18 protein-coding genes and 1 pseudogene are annotated in these 17,684 nt (G+C 70.5%); 9 read left to right on the forward strand and 10 right to left on the reverse strand.

Annotated features, from left to right (window positions below):
- Positions 1-27: 27 nt before the first annotated feature.
- The gene (locus A4R43_RS41545) at positions 28-741 is read left to right on the forward strand and encodes a beta/alpha barrel domain-containing protein (protein ID WP_113697097.1); all 714 of its coding nucleotides are present in this window, start codon (positions 28-30) and stop codon (positions 739-741) included.
- A gap of 13 nt (positions 742-754) precedes the next feature.
- Here the strand turns inward: A4R43_RS41545 and A4R43_RS41550 are convergent, their stop codons facing one another.
- Both A4R43_RS41550 and A4R43_RS41555 read right to left on the reverse strand, forming a co-directional pair.
- Positions 755-1,507: an ABC transporter permease gene (locus A4R43_RS41550; RefSeq protein ID WP_113697098.1), complete on the reverse strand. Its 753-nt coding sequence runs from the start codon at positions 1,505-1,507 to the stop codon at positions 755-757.
- Positions 1,504-2,418, reverse strand: coding sequence for an ATP-binding cassette domain-containing protein (locus tag A4R43_RS41555; RefSeq protein WP_113698232.1), 915 nt, complete (start codon positions 2,416-2,418; stop codon positions 1,504-1,506). Before A4R43_RS41555 ends, A4R43_RS41550 begins: the two co-directional genes overlap by 4 nt.
- A 62-nt stretch (positions 2,419-2,480) precedes the next feature.
- On the opposite strand from A4R43_RS41555, the gene A4R43_RS41560 reads away from it, so the two are divergent.
- On the forward strand, positions 2,481-3,248 hold the full coding sequence (locus A4R43_RS41560; RefSeq protein ID WP_113697099.1) for a TetR/AcrR family transcriptional regulator: 768 nt from the start codon (positions 2,481-2,483) through the stop codon (positions 3,246-3,248).
- Here A4R43_RS41560 and mgrA read toward each other — a convergent pair.
- On the reverse strand, positions 3,217-4,209 hold the full coding sequence (gene mgrA / locus A4R43_RS41565; protein WP_472240955.1) for an L-glyceraldehyde 3-phosphate reductase: 993 nt from the start codon (positions 4,207-4,209) through the stop codon (positions 3,217-3,219). The two genes, A4R43_RS41560 and mgrA, sit on opposite strands and share 32 nt — an antisense overlap.
- 68 nt (positions 4,210-4,277) lie before the next feature.
- Complete coding sequence (locus tag A4R43_RS41570) at positions 4,278-5,945, reverse strand: hypothetical protein (RefSeq protein ID WP_162788788.1); 1,668 nt, start codon at positions 5,943-5,945, stop codon at positions 4,278-4,280.
- Between the two features lie 160 nt (positions 5,946-6,105).
- On the opposite strand from A4R43_RS41570, the gene A4R43_RS41575 reads away from it, so the two are divergent.
- Together A4R43_RS41575 and A4R43_RS41580 are read left to right on the forward strand one after the other, a co-directional pair.
- On the forward strand, positions 6,106-6,537 hold the full coding sequence (locus tag A4R43_RS41575; RefSeq protein ID WP_113697101.1) for an SRPBCC family protein: 432 nt from the start codon (positions 6,106-6,108) through the stop codon (positions 6,535-6,537).
- 54 nt (positions 6,538-6,591) lie between these two features.
- A complete protein-coding gene (locus A4R43_RS41580) occupies positions 6,592-7,164 on the forward strand; it encodes a TetR/AcrR family transcriptional regulator (protein ID WP_113698234.1) in 573 nt (190 codons plus the stop codon).
- Here the strand turns inward: A4R43_RS41580 and A4R43_RS41585 are convergent.
- On the reverse strand, positions 7,137-8,000 hold the full coding sequence (locus A4R43_RS41585; RefSeq protein WP_113697102.1) for an SDR family oxidoreductase: 864 nt from the start codon (positions 7,998-8,000) through the stop codon (positions 7,137-7,139). The genes A4R43_RS41580 and A4R43_RS41585 overlap by 28 nt on opposite strands.
- Positions 8,001-8,122: 122 nt before the next feature.
- On the opposite strand from A4R43_RS41585, the gene A4R43_RS41590 reads away from it, so the two are divergent.
- Together A4R43_RS41590 and A4R43_RS41595 are read left to right on the forward strand one after the other, a co-directional pair.
- A complete protein-coding gene (locus A4R43_RS41590; protein ID WP_113697103.1) occupies positions 8,123-8,497 on the forward strand; it encodes a winged helix-turn-helix transcriptional regulator in 375 nt (124 codons plus the stop codon).
- Positions 8,498-8,915: 418 nt separating this feature from the next.
- Positions 8,916-9,773: a transposase family protein gene (locus A4R43_RS41595; protein WP_113697104.1), complete on the forward strand. Its 858-nt coding sequence runs from the start codon at positions 8,916-8,918 to the stop codon at positions 9,771-9,773.
- A gap of 35 nt (positions 9,774-9,808) precedes the next feature.
- On the opposite strand, the gene A4R43_RS41600 is transcribed toward A4R43_RS41595, so the two are convergent.
- Entirely contained in the window at positions 9,809-10,453 is a 645-nt protein-coding gene (locus A4R43_RS41600) for a response regulator (protein ID WP_113697105.1), read from the reverse strand.
- Positions 10,431-11,660 carry a sensor histidine kinase gene (locus A4R43_RS41605; protein WP_113697106.1) on the reverse strand — a complete coding sequence of 410 codons (1,230 nt, stop codon included), beginning with the start codon at positions 11,658-11,660 and terminating at the stop codon, positions 10,431-10,433. Before A4R43_RS41605 ends, A4R43_RS41600 begins: the two co-directional genes overlap by 23 nt.
- 138 nt (positions 11,661-11,798) lie before the next feature.
- Here A4R43_RS41605 and A4R43_RS41610 point away from each other — a divergent pair, with 138 nt between their 5' ends.
- Together A4R43_RS41610 and A4R43_RS41615 are read left to right on the forward strand one after the other, a co-directional pair.
- Positions 11,799-13,241: an ArnT family glycosyltransferase gene (locus tag A4R43_RS41610; RefSeq protein ID WP_236808624.1), complete on the forward strand. Its 1,443-nt coding sequence runs from the start codon at positions 11,799-11,801 to the stop codon at positions 13,239-13,241.
- 8 nt (positions 13,242-13,249) lie between these two features.
- A complete protein-coding gene (locus A4R43_RS41615) occupies positions 13,250-13,897 on the forward strand; it encodes a GOLPH3/VPS74 family protein (protein ID WP_113698235.1) in 648 nt (215 codons plus the stop codon).
- On the opposite strand, the gene A4R43_RS41620 is transcribed toward A4R43_RS41615, so the two are convergent.
- Together A4R43_RS41620 and A4R43_RS41625 are read right to left on the reverse strand one after the other, a co-directional pair.
- Positions 13,894-14,880: an IS481 family transposase gene (locus A4R43_RS41620; protein WP_113698236.1), complete on the reverse strand. Its 987-nt coding sequence runs from the start codon at positions 14,878-14,880 to the stop codon at positions 13,894-13,896. The two genes, A4R43_RS41615 and A4R43_RS41620, sit on opposite strands and share 4 nt — an antisense overlap.
- A 127-nt stretch (positions 14,881-15,007) precedes the next feature.
- Positions 15,008-15,925, reverse strand: a complete 918-nt coding sequence (locus tag A4R43_RS41625) for a peptidoglycan-binding protein (RefSeq protein ID WP_335645139.1) — start codon at positions 15,923-15,925, stop codon at positions 15,008-15,010.
- 216 nt (positions 15,926-16,141) lie between these two features.
- On the opposite strand from A4R43_RS41625, the pseudogene A4R43_RS41630 reads away from it, so the two are divergent.
- Positions 16,142-17,014, forward strand: a pseudogene (locus A4R43_RS41630) (integrase core domain-containing protein); the annotation flags it as partial.
- Between the two features lie 16 nt (positions 17,015-17,030).
- Here the strand turns inward: A4R43_RS41630 and A4R43_RS41635 are convergent.
- Positions 17,031-17,630 (reverse strand): TetR/AcrR family transcriptional regulator, encoded by a 600-nt coding sequence (locus A4R43_RS41635; RefSeq protein WP_236808626.1) that lies wholly within the window; start codon positions 17,628-17,630, stop codon positions 17,031-17,033.
- Between the last annotated feature and the right edge of the window lie 54 nt (positions 17,631-17,684).

The following is a 17,684-nucleotide window of genomic DNA, read 5'->3' on the forward strand; positions in this document are numbered from 1 at the left end:
TCGGCGGAATCGGGGTACGGTTGGGGTGTGCACGCCTGGTTGCGGGTGAAGGGCAGGGAGTTCCGGTCGCGGTTGCTGCTCGGTGCGGAACTCTACGATTCGGCCAAATTGATCGGTGAGGTGCTCGAGGCAGGCGGTTGCGACGCGTTCATCACCACGCTCGACCTCGGGGCCGGGCGGTCCGGGGTGGCGCTGTCGGAACTGTCCCGGTTCGTCGACGTGGACACCTTCACCTGGGTCGGCACGACCTCCTTCGCGCGCACCGGTGACGAGGCGCTCCGCACCGCGCGGCTGCTGCGGTCCTCGCTCGGCGTCGACATCGTCAAGCTCGACGTCCGCGACGTGGCGAACCTGCCGGACGGCCCGGCCACGGTGACCGTCGCCGAGCAGTTGCTCGCGGAGGGCTTCGCCGTGCTTCCCTTGGTCGAGGCCGATCCGCACCTGGTCACGCGGCTCGCCGACGCCGGGTGCGCGGCGATCCGCGTGGTCGCGTCACCGGTGGGCAGCGGGCGCGGCATCACCGACGAGCACGCGCTGCGCACGGTGCTCGGCGTGGCGACCGTGCCGATCGTGGTCGAATGCGGCATCGGCTCGGTCGCGCACGCCGCCAGGGCCCTCGAACTCGGCGCGGACGCCGTGCTGGTCAACACCGCCGTGGCGACCGCGCCGGACCCGCCCGGCATGGCACGCGCCATGCGGCACGCGGTGCTCGGCGGCCGCCTCGCCGCCACCGCCCGCTGACCCCGGCGTGCGGTCAGCGCCGGCGGAAGAGGTGACCGGCCAGCGGCACGGCGACCAGCAGGATGGCTGTCCACCACACCACCGCTAGCCAGCCGTCGCCGGTGGTGGGCAGGCCCAGCAGGAGCGGCCGCACGGTGTCCATCACCAGCGTGATCGGCTGGTTCTCCACCACCACGCGCAACCAGCCCGGCAGCGTGTCCGCCGGGGCGAAGGCGCTGCTCAGGTACGGCGCGAAGACCAGCAGCACGCTCAGCCCGCTCGCGCCCTCCACGGTTTTCGCGATCATGCCGAGGATCGCGGCCAGGAAGGCGATCGCGACCGAGTACAACAGCAGCAGCCCGGCCACCCCCAGCCAGCCGTCGAGGTCCGCGCGCGGCCGGAAGCCCACCAGCATGCCGACGCCCAGCATGACCAGCGTGGAGAGCAGGTTCCGCACCACCGCCGCGGCCACGTGCCCGATGATCACCGCCGAGCTGAGCACCGGCATCGAGCGCAGCCGGTCGACGAAGCCCTCCGACAGGTCCGCGTGCACGCCCGTCGTGGTGGCGGTCGCGTTCATCGACACGCTCAGCACGATCATGCCCGCGATCAGGTAGTCGGCGTACGCCGTGGAGCCGGTGTTCATCGCGCCACCGAACATGTACCGGAAGATCAGCAGGATCGCCGCCGGCATCAGCACGGCGACCACCACCTGCTCCGGGTTCCGCACGATGTGCCGCAGCGAACGGCCGATCAGCGCACGGGAATCACTCAGCGCCGTGGTCATGCCGCACCCGCCTTCTCACCGGTCAGGCTCAGGAACACGTCGTCCAGCGTCGGCTTCTTCATCCGGAGCGCCACCGGTTCGAGCCCGGCCCGGTCGAGTTTTTCCAGCAGCAGCCGCAGTTCCCGCACACCGCCGATCCGCACCGACAGGCCGTCTCCGCGCAGCACGTCCTCCCCGGCGAGCACGGCGTACGCCCGTTCGGTGGCCGCCGTGTCCGCGAAGGACAGTTCGGCGCGCTCGTCGCCGACCTTCGCCTTCAGCTGGTCGGCCGAGCCTTCGGCGATCACCCGCCCGCCGTCGAGCACCGCGATCCGGTCGGCCAGTTGGTCGGCTTCCTCCAGGTACTGCGTGGTCAGCAGGATCGTGGTGCCCCCGGCGAGCAGCTGCCGGATCGCCTCCCACATGCCGGTGCGGCTGCGCGGGTCGAGCCCGGTGGTCGGCTCGTCGAGGAACAGCACCGGCGGCGCCGTGATCAGGCTCGCCGCCAGGTCCAGCCGCCGGAACATGCCACCCGAGTAGGTCTTCGCCGGCCGGTCCGCCGCCTCGGTCAGGTCGAACTGCTCCAGCAGTTCGTCGGCGCGTGCCTTCGCGCCACGGCCGAGGTGGTGCAGCTTCGCCATCAGCACCAGGTTCTCGCGGCCGGTGAGCAGCTTGTCCACCGCGGAGAACTGCCCGGTCAGCCCGATGGACCGCCGGACCCGCGCGGCCTGCCGCGCCACGTCGAACCCCAGCACCGCGGCGCGCCCGGCGTCCGCCTTGAGCAGCGTGCTCAGTATGCGCACCACGGTGGTCTTCCCGGCCCCGTTCGGGCCGAGCAGCGCGAGCATCTCACCGGGCCCGACCCGCAGGTCGACCCCGGTGAGCACGCGGTGACCGGCGAAGGACTTCGCCAGCCCGTGCACTTCGATCATGGTCATCCCCTCGAACTGTGTATCTCGTACACACAATGGTGTAAGTGATACACAGTTCTAGGATGGCCGTCAAGCGTGCCGAAGATGGGTGGGAGATGCCGAAGGACCGGGCCAGCAATCTGGAACTGATGTGGGGGAGCCGGGAGCGGCCGTCGCGAGGACCGCGGCCGGGGCTCACGCTGGACGAGATCGTGCGGGCCGGGGTGCGGGTGGCCGACAGCGAGGGGCTCGAAGCGCTGTCCATGCAGCGTGTCGCGGGCGAACTCGGTTACACCACGATGTCGCTCTACCGCTACGTTTCCGGCAAGGACCAGCTCGTCGCGCTGATGGCCGACGCCGCGCTCGGCCCGCCGCCCGGACCCGGGGGCGGGGACTGGCGCGAGGAGATCGAAGCCTGGGTGCGTGCGCTCTGGGACGGCTACCGCGCCCATTCGTGGCTGATGTCGGTGAAGATCGAGGGCCCGCCGTCAGGGCCGCAGGGGCTCGCCTGGCTGGAGGCGGCGCTGCGCGCGCTGGAAGGATCGGGGCTGGACAAGGGAGAACGGATCAGCGTGACGATGTTCGTCAACGCCGCCACCTTCAGCCTCGCGCGGCTCGCGGTCGACCTCAAGCCGCTGGAGGACTTCGCCACCGCGCTGACGCTCGGCGCGCGGACCGGTCAGTACCCGATCCTGGCCAGCATGATCGACGACGGCACCTTCGAATCCGTCGGCGCGCCGCAGACCGAGTTCGCGCAGGAGGTCCTGCCCGATCTGGAGTTCGGCCTGCGGCGCCTGCTCGACGGCGTCGAGCAACACGTCAATGCGCGGAAGAGCGCGCCCACAGGTTGATGTCGCCCTCGACCGCGTAGCGCTCGATCTCGGCCAGTTCCTCGTCGGTGAACTCGAGATTGCCGAGCGCGCCGACGTTCGCCTCCAGCTGGGCGACGCTGCTGGCGCCGATCAGCACCGAGGTGACCCGCTGGTCACGCAGGGCCCACGCCAGCGCCAGCTGGGCGAGGCTCTGCCCGCGCCGCTGGGCGACCTCGTTCAGCGCGCGGACGCGGGTGAGGTTCTCCTCGGTGAGCATGCCCTCGTTGAGCGCGCCACCGGTGGCCGCGCGTGAATCGGCGGGAATGCCGTCGAGGTAGCGGTCGGTCAGGAGGCCCTGTGCCAGCGGGGAAAACGCGATGCAGCCCGCGCCGACCGAGTCCAGAGTGGACAGCAGGTCCTGCTCCTCGATCCAGCGGTTGAGCATCGAGTAGGACGGCTGGTGGATCAGCAGCGGCGTGCCCAGCTCACGCAGGATCCGCGCGGCTTCGACCGTCTTGGCCGAGGAGTACGACGAAATGCCGACGTACAGCGCGCGCCCGGAGCGCACGGCCGTGTCGAGCGCGCCGACGGTCTCTTCCAGCGGGGTGTCCGGATCGAACCGGTGCGAGTAGAAGATGTCCACATAGTCCAGTCCCATCCGCTTCAGCGACTGGTCCAGCGACGCCAGCAGGTACTTGCGCGAGCCGAGGTTGCCGTACGGCCCCGGCCACATGTCGTACCCGGCCTTGGTGGAAATGACCAGCTCGTCCCGGTACGGGCGGAAGTCCTCGGCCAGCATGCGCCCGAAGTTGCTTTCCGCGGAACCGTAGGGCGGGCCGTAGTTGTTGGCCAGGTCGAAATGGGTGATGCCGAGGTCGAAGGCCCGGCGGCAGATCGCGCGCTGGGTCTCGAACGGCCGGTCGTGGCCGAAGTTGTGCCACAGGCCGAGCGAGACGGCGGGCAGGTGCAGCCCGCTGCGCCCGCACCGCCGGTAAACCATGGAGTCGTACCTGTCGGCAGCAGCGATGTAAGTCACCACCGCAGCCTACGGCTTCGGGCTCCGGGCGATCACGCTCGGCGACGCAGCACTTCCAGGGTTTTCACCGCGCGTTCGTAGTCCTCGCGCAGCGCCGCGCGGCGTTCGGCGATCCAGTGCTCACCGGGCACGCCGTCGAGGAAGTCGCCCCGGTACACCTCGACCGCGGTGGCCAGCCACTTCACGGGTGCCAGCTCGGTGTCGCGCAACGCGTTGCGGAAGCGGTCGACGTCGAATTCGCAGCCGGCGGCGCGGTCGAAGCGGTAGCGCCCGTTCGAGTAGGTCACCCAGCCCGGCCGCCGCAGCGCGCGGCGCAGGTGGTGCAGGGTGGTGTGGAAGTTGTTGCGGACCTGCGCGTCGGTGCACCACGGCCACAGCGCCCGCCCGATCCGGTGCTTGGTGCAGTCGGTTTCGGTGAGCAGGAAGTACAGCAGTTCCCGGGGTTTCGCGAAGGTCCAGTCGGCGGGCAGCAGCGGTTCGGTGCCGAGGAACACCTCCGCCCGGCCGAAGGCGAACACCCGCAGCGGCGGATCCACCACCCGCGCGGGCGGTTTCCGTTCGTCGAGTTCCTCGCGGATCAGCTCGTCGGCGGTGACCGTGGACCACAGGTGCGCGTACCGCGCCCGGGGCATGCTGTCCTGCGCGGCGGTCAGCAGTCGTTGCCTGGCGGCGCGTTCGACCGGCGGAACACGCGCGCCGGTCCGCATCCGCAGTTCGGCGGCGGCACCGAGCAGGCGCACCGCGTGCTCGGCTTCGCGGTCGGCCAGCGAGACCGCGGCGAGGGACTCCAGCTGACTGGCGACGCGCCACCGCGCGTTGAGCGAATGGTGGTTACGCAGGCTGGCTCGCAGGTGGTGCCGTGCCCCGGCGGTGTCGCCTTCGTGCAGCGCCAGCAGTCCGAGCTGGCCGAGCGCCCATGCCTTGCCGTCACGCCAGGACACCCGGTCGGCGGTGGCGAAACTCTGCGACAGCAGCGCATGGGCCGACGTGTGCTCACCTCGGCCGAGCGCGACCGCGCCCCGCACGAGCAAGGCACGCGACCACGCGCGCTTCGCCCGGGTGCCGCGCTGGGCCTTCGCGATCGCGTCGGCGCCGGCACACAGCATGCGCGCGGTGCCGAAGTCGGCGTCCAGCCAGGAAAGCAGGCCGAGCCGGTTCAGCGATTCCGCGGTCCAGAGCGGATCGGCCAGCCGCATCGCCAGCCGCCTGCTCTGCGCGTGCCGGGCGAACGCGCCCGCGTAGTCGCCGGTTTCGAGCGCGGCGTCCCCGAGCGCGTCGAGCACCACCCCGGCGTTGCGCACGTCGCCGTACCGGGCGCAGATGGCCAGCGCTTCGGTGAGCCGGTCGGGATCGGCGCCCTGGGCCAGCAGGTGGTCGAGGCGTTCGCGGTCGGCGCCGGAAACCGGACCGGTGGTGGTGACCGGTTCGTCGGCGAAGTACTCGCGCACCACCCGCAGCAACCGGAACCGCGTGCCGCAGCGGACCACCAGCGCGGCGTCGGCCAGCCGGGCCAGCGCGGCTGCCGCGTCCTCGCCGGTCAGCTCGCGCACCGCGGCGGTGGTGAACAGACCGGGAAACACCGCGAGCCGGCTCAGCAACCGGCGGTCGGCCGGGCCGAGCCGCACCACGGCGGCGGTGAGCGCACCGCGCACACCGGTGACCCGGCCGTGCGGTCGCGACGGCGATTTCGGCTCACCCACGCGGTCATGGTCACCCACCGCCCGGTGGTGGCAAAGCCGGACGCGGGAATCCCCCGATACCGGACTACCCCGGTGATGCGGACGGTGGAGATCAGTTCCCTGGTCCGGCAAAACCGCGGGTCCGCTCCCACGCGGCGGCCGGCCGGGCATGATGAACCCCATGGCGCGCAAGGTGATCGACCTCCGTTCCCAGTTCGCGGCCACACCGGCGCAGCTGTACGCGGTGCTCCGCGACGGTGCCCGGTGGCCGGAACTGACCCCGCTCGGCTCGTTCGAACTGCACCGGCCGGGGGAGACCGAGCCCGAGGGCGTGGGCGCGGTCCGGGTGTTCCGGACCCCGCCGTTCGCCAGCTACGAGCAGATCGTCGAGTTGGAGCCCAACCGCCGCTTCAGCTACACACTGCTACGAGGCTTCCCGCTGCGGGACTATCGGGTGGACGCCGTGCTGACCCCGGTCGGCGGGGGCACCGAGCTGCACTGGCACTGCGAATTCAGCCCGAAGATCCCCGGTACCGGCTGGTTCTACCGCTGGTTCTTCGGCTACTTCCACGCCAAGGCGGTCGCCGGACTGGGCGCCGGGGCGACCGCATAGAGTAACCGCATGCCGACCGCGGAACGCCGTACCCAGGAGGAGCGCAGCGCCGCCATGCGCCGGCGCCTGCTCGACGCGACCGTCGACTGCCTGGTCGAGCACGGGTACGCCGGCACCACGACCACCAGGGTGGCCGAGCGCGCCGGGGTCACCCGTGGCGCGCAGGTGCACCACTTCCCGACCAAGGCCGACCTGGTCACCTCGGCCATCCGCCACCTCGCCGCCAAGCGCACCGAAGTGGCGATGGCCGAGATCGACCGGCTGAAGGCGTCGGCCGACCCGGTCGGCGACGCGCTGCAGCTGATGTGGGAAATGCACCAGGGGCCGGTGTTCTCGGCCACCGTCGAGCTGTGGGTGGCTTCGCGCACCGACCCCGACCTGCGGCGGCAGATGTCCGCGGTGGAGCCGATCGCGACGTCGAGCCTGGTCGAGTTCGGCAAGGCGCTGCTGCCGGACTACGCCGGGCACCCCGAGTTCCTGCCCGCGGTCTACACCGCGATGGACACCGTGCGCGGGATCCTGATCGCCAGCTGGGCGACGCGCGACCAGGCCGAGCTGGACGCGCGCTGGGCCCGCGCCCGGCGCCACCTGCGGGTGCTCTACTCGGCGCTGCTCGAAGCGGCCTGAGCTTCCACCCACTCCCGCAGGGTCACCGGCTCGCGGCCGAGCAGCTTGGCCAGGTCGGGCGCGGCCAGCGCCAGGTCACCGCGGGTGATGCCGCGGTTCGAGTCGACCAGCACGCCGACCACGTGCGCCGGCAGGCCCGCCTCGGTGAGCTGCGCTTCGGCCTGTTCGTCGGTGAGCGCGGTGAAGGTGATCTCGCGGCCGGTGGCCTCGCTCAGCGCTGTCGCCCAGTCCGCGTAGGAGTAGGTGACCGGGGCGCCCAGCTCGTAGACGGTGTTCTCGTGGCCCTCGGTGGTCAGCGCGACGGCGGCCGCTTCGGCGTACTCGGCGCGGGTGACCGGGGCGGTCCGGCCGTCGCGGGCCGAGCTGGCGACGGTGCCGGTGGCCAGCGCGGCGGCGATGGTGCCGAGGTCGTTCTCCAGGTACCAGTTGTTGCGCAGGATGGTGTAGGTCAGGCCGCTGGCCTTGAGCAGTTCCTCGGTCGGGGCGTGCGTGCGGGCGAGCAGCATGCTGCTGGTGTCGGCCTTGGTCAGCGAGGTGTAGAAGACGTGCCCCACGCCCGCGCGCTTGGCTGCCTCGATGGCGTTGCGGTGCTGGGTGAGGCGGTGGTCGGAGGCGTCGCCGGTGGAGATGATCAGCAGCTTGTCCGCACCCGCGAAGGCCGTGTCGAGGGTTTCCGGCTGGTCGAAGTCACCCCGGCGGACCTCGACGCCCAGATCCTGGGCTTTGGCCGGTTCCCGCACGCTGGCGACGATGTCGCTGGTGTTGGCCCGCTTGCGCAGGTGCTCGACCACCAGCCGGCCCAGCTGCCCGTTCGCCCCGGTCACCACGATCGTCATGGTTGTGCTCCCTAATGCTGTGTTTTGGCTGTTCGCCGGGGTCAACGGGGCTTCGGCGCAGTTGATTCCGTTCGGAGAGTAATGACTTTGAAGTCTGTAACTCTCTGTGGGAGAGTATTGACATGACCGCGTTTGCGCCCGACCCGTACGACCGCGACTGCCCGACACGGCAGCTGCTCGACCGCATCGGCGACCAGTGGACGGTGCTGATCGTCGGCACCCTCGGCGACGGGCCGCTGCGGTTCACCGAGATCGGGAAGCGGGTGGCGGGGATCTCGCAGAAGATGCTCACCCAGACGCTGCGCGCCCTGGTCCGAGACGGAATCCTCGAACGGCGCATGTACCCGGAGATCCCGCCGCGCGTGGAGTACGAACTCACCGACCTGGGACGGGACCTGGCGGAGCCGCTCGGGGTGCTGACGGAATGGGCCACGCAGCACATGGACCGGGTGGCACGGGCACGAGAGGAATACGACCGGGCCGCCTCGGGCCGTTGAGATGCGCGGACCGTTGACCTACGAGACGGACGGCAGGCCGCCCTCGGAAGCCGGAAGTGGGGCGGCAGGCACCGGGCACGCGAGGTCGGGCGCCTGGTCGCCCAGGCTGCAGGGTCGGCGGGATGCTCAGAACAAGGGTTGAGCCCGACCGGCCCCGGAATGCGGGAAGGGGCGGCGTGGCCGCCGGGAATGCGGAGTGCGGCTGCAGATCGTCCAGGAATTGGGGGTGCTGGAACGCGGGGGGCGTGCGAATCACCATCGGCGGGATGGACACGAATGTGGCTTTCGGGGCGAAAAGTGCCCCCAAAGCCACATTGAGGTTTTCTCAGTAGCGGGTGTTGAGGGTGGTGGGAACGAGGACGGAGAGCCTTGCTAGGACTGGATTTGCGAAGATCAAGTCCGACCGCGAAGGCTCTCCGTGACCACCTATCGTGCCACGCTCGATGTCGACCGCCCGATCGGCCAGTACCTCGCCCAGCTGCTGGCCGACGAACGCGCCCGCCGCGGCACCCGCACCGGCCGCCGGGCACTAACGGTCTGGGGCCACGCCGTGCTGGTCCTGCGCTGGCTCCGCGACGCCACCCGGGTGAAAAACCTCGCCACCGACAACCACATCGGCCTGGCCACCGCCTACCGCTACCTGCACGAAGGCCTCACCGCACTGGCCGACCAAGCCCCCGAGTTGCCCGACGTGCTGGCCCAGCGCCTGGCCGCCGGGGACACCCACCTCATCCTCGATGGCACCCTGGTCCGCACCACCCGCGTCGCCGGCACCGTCGGTAAAACCCGCGGCCGGACCGCCGGTAGCCGGGTGCATCGCTGGTACTCCGGCAAACACCGCGCCTTCGGCGCCAACATCCAGTTCCTGGCCACCGCCGACGGATTCCCCCTGTGGTGCTCCGAGCAGCTACCCGGCACCGTCAACGACCTCACCGCCGCCCGCACCCACGGCATCATCGGCCCACTCTGCGCCGCCGCCGCACACGGCCTGACCATCCTGGCCGACAAGGCCTACCACGCCGCCGGGATCGGTATCCGCACCCCGTTCAAAGGCGCCCCCGGCAACCACCCCCTGCACGGACGGCCGCTGCACATCGACCAGCACAGCCACAACACGCTCCACAACGGCCTGCGGGCCCGCGGTGAACGCGCCGCCGCCCTGCTCAAAACCCGCTGGAGAGCCCTCCAGCGGGTCACTCTCAGCCCCAGCCACATCGGCACCATCATCAAAGCGGCCCTGGTACTCACCCAACTCGAGCACCAAGACCGCTACTGAGAAAACCTCATTCGTGTTCGCGGTAAGGGCGTCGCCTAGGTGAGGCCTGCTTCGTGGGCTAGTAGGCCTGCTTGGGTGCGGTTCGAGCAGTCCAGCTTCACCAGCATGCGCGAGACGTAGCTCTTCACCGTCGCCTCGGAGAGGTGGAGTTGGTTGGCGATGTCCGCATTGGACAGTCCGGAACCCAGGCAGGTCAGCACCTGCACCTCCCGCTCGGACAGCCCCGAAATCCGGTCCCGCGCGCGTTCGGTGCGGTGGTGCTCCCCGGCGGACGCGGCCACCAGGCGACGCGCCGCCTCCGGGGAGAGCACGGTGTGCCCGTCGGCCGCCACCCGGACCAGGCCGATCAGGTCCTCCGGCGGCGTCGACTTCACCAGGAAGCCTGCCGCGCCGGCGCGTAGGGCGCGGATGACGTAGCTGTCCGCGTCGAAGGTGGTCAGCGCCACCACGGCGGGCGGATCGGGCAGCTTCCCGATGCGCTCGATCGCGGTCAGCCCATCGACGCCCGGCATGCGCAGGTCCATCAGCACCACCCGCGGCCGGTGCCGGACCACCGCCTCCACGGCCTCCGCACCGTCGCCCGCCGAACCGGCGACCTCGATGTCGGCGGCCGAGGACAGGATGGTGGTCAGGTGCGCGCACACCATTGGCTCGTCATCAACGACGACTACCCGGATCATCCCGTGCACCCTCTGCCGTGGGAACGTACGCGGGCAGTATCGCACCGAGTTCGAACCCGCCGCCCGGCACCGGCCGCGCCCGCAGCGACCCGCCGAGCAGGTCCACCCGTTGCCGCAACCCGGCCAGCCCGGCCCCGGAACCGCTCCCGGCCAGCACCGGGTCCGGCCGCGCCGAAGCGGGGCCGTTCCGCACCCTGATCCGGATCCCGTCCTCCCGGTAGCGGACCTCGGTGTCCACAACGGACCCCGGCGCGTGCTTGCGCACGTTGGTCAGCCCCTCCTGCACGATCCGGTGCGCGGTGCGCGAAATGGTCGGCGACAGCAGGCCGGGGTCGCCGTCCAGCTCGAGCCGGACCTTGACCCCCACCGCTTCCGACTCGGCGGCCAGTGCCCGCAACGCGTCCATCCCGGCCGCCGCGTCCACCCGTTCCGCCACCTTGCCGTCCGCTCTGTCCATTTCGGACTGATTGGTGCGCAGCACGCCGACCAGGTCCCGCAGTTCGTCGAGGGCCTTGGTGCCCGCGGTGCGGATCTCCTCGGCCGCCGCGCGCACCGACTCATCCGGCGAGCTGACCCCGAGCGCCCCGGCGTGCAGCACCATCAGGCTCAGCTGGTGGGTCACCACGTCGTGCATCTCGGCGGCCAGCCGCCGCCGTTCCTGCGCTCGCGCCTGCTCGGCGAGCAGCGTCTGCTCGCGTTCCGCGCGTTCGGCCCGGTCCCGCAGCGACCGCAGCAGCTCCTTGCGCGCGTCCACATACATGATCAGCAGCGCCGGGAGCACCGTGCTGACCAGGCCGAACGGCGTGACGTCCCAGCTGGGCGTCCAGACCCGCGTCGCCACCACCGCCAGCACCGCGACCAGCGTCAGCGCCACCCGCCGGTCCAGCAGGCGGATCATCGCCACGATCAGCACCGGCGTGACCGTGGGCACGGTGGCCAGCGTCAGCGGATCGAGCGGGGACAGCAGGCCGGGTGAGAACAGGTCCCCGGCCAGCATCGTCAGCGCCCCGGCCACGCAGAGACCGGACACCGTGCGCGGGAACCGCCACACCGCCACCAGCGACACGTCCAGCACCAGCTGGAGCACCAGCCACGCCTGCGGACCGGCCCAGCCGCTGGTCCGCTGACCAAGTAAGTACAGCGCGACATCCAGCCCGGACAGGGCCAGGGCGGTGGCGGTCAGCGCGACGAGGTCGGCTTTGGACATTGGGCGCACCAGCTCACGGTAGCGAGTGGTGGGGCGGGGCGCCTCATCCTTTCGGACCCGGATCGTGCAACGAAAGTTGCGCCGATCGGCTACCAAATGAGGATTCGCCGCGACCCCGCCGTGCGGTGTGCTGAGCGGGTGAGGAAACCCAACGAGTCTGCTGTGGACAGTCGCCGGACGGCATGGCCGCCGGTGCTGGCGGTTGCCGCGCTGACCGCGGGCGTCCTGTTCTACAGCAGCGCGCACTACGGCCACGGCTTCGACGAGCTGTACTTCGTCGTCGCCGGGCGGGATCACCTCGCGTGGGGTTATTTCGACCAGTCGCCATTGGTGCCGTTCCTCGCCGGGCTGCTGGACAGCTGGTTCCCCGGTTCGCTGGTGATGCTGCGGTTGCCGGTGACGCTGGCGGCGACCGGTGGTGTGGTGGTCACCGCGTTGATCGCGCGGGAACTCGGCGGCGGCCGGGCGGCGCAGGTGACCGCCGCGGCGACCTATGCGGCTTCCGGCGCCGTGGTGGTCTCGCACTGGCTGGCCACCTACACGCTCGACCCGTTCCTGTGGACGGTGCTCACCTGGCTGGTCGTGCGCTGGGTGCGCACCCGCGACGACCGGCTCCTGCTCTGGGCCGGGCTGGTCACCGCGGTTTCGCTGCAGGTGAAGTTCCTGGTCCCGGCGTTCTGGGTGCTCGTGTTGCTCAGCGCGCTGGTTTTCGGCCCGCGTTCGCTGGCCAGCCGGCCGAAACTGTGGCTCGGCGCGGGGATCGCCGCGCTGGCCACGGTGCCGACGCTGGTCTGGCAGGCGCTGCACGACTGGCCGTACTTGAACATGAGCGACGTGGTCGCGGCCGAGTTCCCCGGGGAGTGGCCGTTCCTGCGGGACGGGGTGCTGATGGCCGGGATCGGCATCGGCGCGGTGGCCTTCGTTTTCGGCTTGCTGCGGCTGCTTTTCCTGGCCCAGTACCGTTTTCTGGGCGTGGCGATATTGGGCCTGGTGGTGGCGTTCCTGCTCGCCAGTGGACGCAGTTACTACCTGCTCGGGGTTTACGCATTGCCGTTCGCGGTCACCGCGGTGGCGATCTGGCAGCGGCCGGACGTGCGGTGGCGGCCGTTCGTGGCGTGGCCGGTGTACCTGTGCTCCGGCGTGGCCGCGGTGGCCATGCTGCCGATCTATCCGCCGTCCATTGTGGACAAGGTGCCCACCTCGTGGGGTCCGTTTGTGCTCGGGTCCAGTTTCGCGGCGGGGGAGCGTCCGCAAGGGGAGCTCGGCCGGACCGGCGCGTCGGTTCTCGCTTCGCTGCCGCCGGATCAGCGCGCGAGGACGGCGGTGTTCTCCGATCTGTACCCGTTCGCCGCTTCGGTCGAGTACTTCGGCGGCGAGCGGGTTTACAGTGGGCACCGCGGTTACTGGTACTTCGGCGCGCCACCGGATTCGGCGGCGGATGTGCTCTTTGTCGGGCTGGATCCGGGACGTTTGCGACCTCACTTCGCCGGTGAGACGCCGGTGATTGAAGGCTTGGTGTGGTTGTTCGAAGGACGGCGGGGTTCGTGGACTGCGCTGTGGCCGGGAATGAGGAGCCAATGATGTCGCCGATGTCACCGACTGAACTTTTGCTGCCCGCCAAGGTGTACTTGCTGGCGTGCCGAGGGGAACGGGTGCCCGATCGGCAGCGCGTGGGCTACCTGGTGCGCGCCGCCGCGCTGACCGAGTTGCTGCTGCGCGGGCGGGTGCTCGATCACGACGGCATCGTCGGCGCGGTGCCCGGCGGATCCACCGGGGACGCCGTGCTCGACGAGGTGCTCGGGCAGATCGTCGAGGGCGGTCCACGCAAATGGCGGCACTGGGTGCGCAAGGAACACCGGCGCACGCTGGATTCGGTGGAAGACCAACTGTCCGACGGGCGGGTGATCCGGGTGGAGCGGTCGCGCTTTCTCGGCCGGCGCCGGGTGGCCGTCCGGGACACCGCGGCCGTGTCGAGGCTGCGTGCCATGGTCGACAAAGCGCTTCGGGGTGACGGTCCGGTGTCGCGCATTTCTCGCGAGGACGCCGCGCTGGTCGCGCTGGTCGCCGCTGTGGAGTTGAAGGGTGTGGCCACGGGCCGGGACCGGCGCCGGTTCCGGGACCGACTGCAAGAACTGGAGGAACGTGGTGGAGCAGCGGTTCCGGCGTTGCGCAAGGTGTTCCGCGAACTGCGCCAGGTGCGCATGGCGGCGGCGGCCAACAGTGGCGGCTCGGGCTAGGTGTACTGACCTGAGAGGTTGGGAACGCGGCTGGCCGGTGGGTGGCCGCCGAGTGCGGTGTGGCCGCGGTGGTGATGGTAGGTGTGTAGCCATGGCGGTAGTGCCGCGCGGCGTTCGGTTTCGGAGTGGTAGGGGCGGGCGTGGGCCCATTCGTCGAGCAGGGTGCGGTTGAACCGTTCGACTTTGCCGTTGGCCTGTGGCCGGTAGGGGCGGATGCGTTTGTGGCTGATGCCCGCGCTGGTGAGGGTGTCGCGCCAGAGGCGGGACTTGTAGCAGGATCCGTTGTCGGTCAGTACCCGTTGGACAGTGATTCCGTGGGTGTCAAAGAAGATCTGAGCGCGGTGCCAGAACGCGACAGCGGTTTCCTTCTTCTCATCGGGCAGGATCTCGGTGTAGGCCAGCCTGGAGTGGTCGTCGAGGGCGTTGTGCAGGTAGCCGTAGCCGATCGGTGCCCGGTTGTTGCGGCGTTCGGTGGTGGTGGCCCGGGCGTTGCGCCGGCCTTGAGCGCGCCCGAGTACCCGGTGCCCGCCGCCGTGGGGGATGTTGCCCAGCTTCTTGATGTCCACGTGCACCAGTTCGCCGGGGGTGGCGCGTTCGTAGCGGCGGATCGGGCGGCCGGTGGCCCGGTCGAGATGGGCCAGCCGCGCCAGGCCGAACCGGACCAGTACCCGATGCACGGTGGAAGGCACCAGGCGCAGGAAGAACGCGATCCGCGCCGGCCCCCACCGCCGCAACACCCGGACCTTGATGATCCGCCGCTCGGTGCGCGTCGGGGTTCTGCGCGGGCTGGAATGCGGGCGTGAGGACCGGTCGATCATGCCCGCCTCGCCCTCGGCGCGGTATCGGCCAGCCCACCGCCGCGCGGTGGACACCGAGACCTGGAACCGCTCCGCGGCCCGCCGCAGCGGCCACTGATCGTCCACGACACAACGAGCCAGGCGCAGCCTGCCTACCGGGGTCAAGGGTGCGTTAGCGTGGGTCACGAGGGCCTCCGTGGGCTTGGTGCAGATGTCGCAATCCACACCGAACCCGGAGGCCCTCCCTCATACCAAGATCATCCGACTACGTGTCCCCACGTTCGCAACCTCCCGGGGCAGTACAGCTAGGCGGCTAACCGACCAGCGCTCGCCAGGTGATCGGGCCCGCGTTGCCGTCGGCCACCAGCCGGTTCGCGCGCTGGAAGTCGCGGACCGCGGTGGCGGTCACACCAGCGAACTCGCCGTCCACGAGCAGGCCCGCGCTGCGTTTGTTGAGCGCGACCTGGAGTCCGCGGACGTGATGGCCGCGGGCCCCTTGGTTCAGCGAGGGGACCAGCTTCGGCCACGTCGCCGGGCCGACCTGGCCGTCGTCGGCGAGCCCGTTCGTCTGCTGGAACCGCTTCACCGCGGTCACCGAGACCGAGCCGTAGTTGCCGTCGGCCACCAGTTCGGAGCCGCGCTGGTTCAGCAGGTGCTGGATGACCGTCACGGTCGCCCCGCGGGCGCCGGGATCGATCCGGGGCCAGCCGCCGCCGAGATCGACCCCGCGGGCGGCCAGGAACGGCACCGGGTTCACGGTCGGGCCCAGTCCACCGGAGTGGACCTCGAAGTGCAGGTGTGGTCCGGTCACGTTGCCCGTCGCGCCCATGTCGGCGATGCGCTGGCCCGCCGACACGGACTTGCCGAGCGCGACGCGATAGGCGTCGAGGTGGCCGTAGTAGGTGTAGATGCCGCCGCCGTGGGAGAGCACGATCGCGTTGCCGGTGCGGCCGCCGAGCCCGCCGCCCCAGGAGCGGCGGATCACCGTGCCGGCCGCCGCCGCGTAGACCGCGGTGCCCGTGGAGTTGGTGACGTCCTGGCCCGCGTGCGGGCCGCCCGGGCGCGGTGCGCCGTAGTGGCCGCCGTCGGGGAACCGGCCCAGCGCGGGATTGCACCAGGCCGCGTTCTTCAGCGTGGCCGCGGAAGCTGGCGCCGCCGAAATGGTCGCGCCCAGCGCGGTCATTCCGAGCACGGAAATCCCGAGCCCGGTCAGTGCCCGCCGGCGGGACAACTTCGCACCACACGATTCACACATGTTGCTCCTTGGGCGCCGGACCACGTTGTCGGTGTTGTTGGTGAATACCCACTAGTACCGGCGCCGTTCCCGCGTCGGTGTCCCCCGAAGACACCACACGGGCTAGGTGTCCTTGGCCATCAGGTTGGTGGCGGGAAGGTCTTGGTTGACGTAGGGAGAGCCTCCGGTTGAGGTGTGGTTTGTCCAGGACCCATCTCAACCGGAGGCTCTCGTGGCACACCTAATGCCCGGACTACGTTCCTGGGCAGGTTGCTGATCGTCCAGCGTCATCAGGCCAGCTGGCCGCAAGCGCAGTTTGCCTGCGCGATGGGAATCTCCCGCAAGTGCGTGAAGACCTGGCTGGACCGCTACGCCAGCGAGGGCCAGCCAGGTCTGCGGGATCGATCCTCGCGACCGCATACCTCACCGCGGCGGACCAGCGACGAACTCGAAGCACGGATCATCGCGTTGCGCCAGCGTGAACGCCGCGGCCCGGCCTGGCTCGGGGGTGAGCTGGGTGTCCCGGTGCGCACGGTGTCACGGGTACTGGCGCGTCACCAGATCCGCGGCTGGCCGCGCTGGACCCGATCACCGGGCAGGTGATCCGAGCCAGCAAGACCACCGCGGTGCGCTACGAGCGCGACCGGCCGGGCGAGCTGGTCCACATGGACGTCAAGAAGATCGGCCGCATCCCGACGGCGGAGGCTGGCGAGTCCACGGCCGGGCCCAACGGGAAGCCACCCGCGCCGCCTTCCTCACCCGGGCGATCACCTACTTCGCCGACCACGGCATTACTCGGACCGAACGGCTCGTGACCGACAACGCCTGGCCTACCGCCGGTCACGACGCGCGGTCTGCGCCGAGCACGGCATCCGGCAGAAGTGCATCACACCCCACTGCCCCTGGCAGAACGGCAAGGTCGAACGCCTCAACCGCACCCTGCAAACTGAATGGGCCTACCGCCAAGCCTTCACCAGCAACACCGAACGCACCGCCGCCCTTGCCCCCTGGCTCGAGCACTACAACCCTCAACGACGCCACAGCGCGCTCGGCGGGCACCCACCCACCAGCCGGCTGCCACCAACGTCCTGGCCAAGTACACCTAGGGGCGGAACAGGCGGTCCAGGTGGTAGTCGATGGTGGCCATCACCTCGTCGGCCGGACGTTCCTCGAGAATGACCGTGGTGCGCAAGGAATCGGCGATGCTCCACAGCAGGTGCGCCTCCTGCACCGGATCGCGGTCGGCGGCCACGTCCCCGGCTTCCTGCGCGGTCCGCAGCAGTCCGGCGAAGAACTCGATCAGCTTCGGCGTGCCTTCGGTGATCACCTGGCGCATCTCCGGCTCGGTCACCGCGCGGATGAAGAACGCGATCTCGATCAGCTGCTCGGCGCGGGTGATCTCGTCGACCGGCAGCAGCTCGGCCAGGCAGGTGCGCACGATGTCCTTGGGGGACGGGTGCTCGGCGATGGCCCGCACCCGCTCGGTGATCCGCCGGTCCCGCTCGGCGCTTTGGTACTGCAGCGCGTACAGCAACATCTCGTCCTTGGTGCGGAAGTAGTGCTGCACCGCGCCCATCGACAACCCGGCCTCGGTGGCCACCTGCCGCAGGCTCACCGCCTCCAGCCCGCGCTCGGTCGCCAGCCGCACCAGCGCCCTGGCGATGCGACGGCGGCGTTCGTCCTGGTCGACCTTCTTCGGCAAACCGCCCCCCTTGCCACTGTCCGGAGGCCGCGTTGCCTGGCTGCTCGCCCCTCC

This window comes from Amycolatopsis albispora, from assembly GCF_003312875.1.
Lineage (GTDB): Bacteria > Actinomycetota > Actinomycetes > Mycobacteriales > Pseudonocardiaceae > Amycolatopsis > Amycolatopsis albispora.

What these genes read in the sequence shown, in the direction of transcription:
- A4R43_RS41615 (WP_113698235.1), top strand. Translation starts at nt 13,250, where the DNA reads ATGTCACCGACTGAACTTTTGCTGCCCGCCAAGGTGTACTTGCTGGCG.
- mgrA (WP_472240955.1), bottom strand. Translation starts at nt 4,209, where the DNA reads ATGGTTTACCGGCGGTGCGGGCGCAGCGGGCTGCACCTGCCCGCCGTC.
- A4R43_RS41560 (WP_113697099.1), top strand. Translation starts at nt 2,481, where the DNA reads ATGGCCGTCAAGCGTGCCGAAGATGGGTGGGAGATGCCGAAGGACCGG.
- A4R43_RS41590 (WP_113697103.1), top strand. Translation starts at nt 8,123, where the DNA reads ATGACCGCGTTTGCGCCCGACCCGTACGACCGCGACTGCCCGACACGG.
- A4R43_RS41580 (WP_113698234.1), top strand. Translation starts at nt 6,592, where the DNA reads ATGCGCCGGCGCCTGCTCGACGCGACCGTCGACTGCCTGGTCGAGCAC.
- A4R43_RS41585 (WP_113697102.1), bottom strand. Translation starts at nt 8,000, where the DNA reads ATGACGATCGTGGTGACCGGGGCGAACGGGCAGCTGGGCCGGCTGGTG.
- A4R43_RS41555 (WP_113698232.1), bottom strand. Translation starts at nt 2,418, where the DNA reads ATGATCGAAGTGCACGGGCTGGCGAAGTCCTTCGCCGGTCACCGCGTG.
- A4R43_RS41550 (WP_113697098.1), bottom strand. Translation starts at nt 1,507, where the DNA reads ATGACCACGGCGCTGAGTGATTCCCGTGCGCTGATCGGCCGTTCGCTG.
- A4R43_RS41575 (WP_113697101.1), top strand. Translation starts at nt 6,106, where the DNA reads ATGGCGCGCAAGGTGATCGACCTCCGTTCCCAGTTCGCGGCCACACCG.
- A4R43_RS41600 (WP_113697105.1), bottom strand. Translation starts at nt 10,453, where the DNA reads ATGATCCGGGTAGTCGTCGTTGATGACGAGCCAATGGTGTGCGCGCAC.
- A4R43_RS41605 (WP_113697106.1), bottom strand. Translation starts at nt 11,660, where the DNA reads ATGTCCAAAGCCGACCTCGTCGCGCTGACCGCCACCGCCCTGGCCCTG.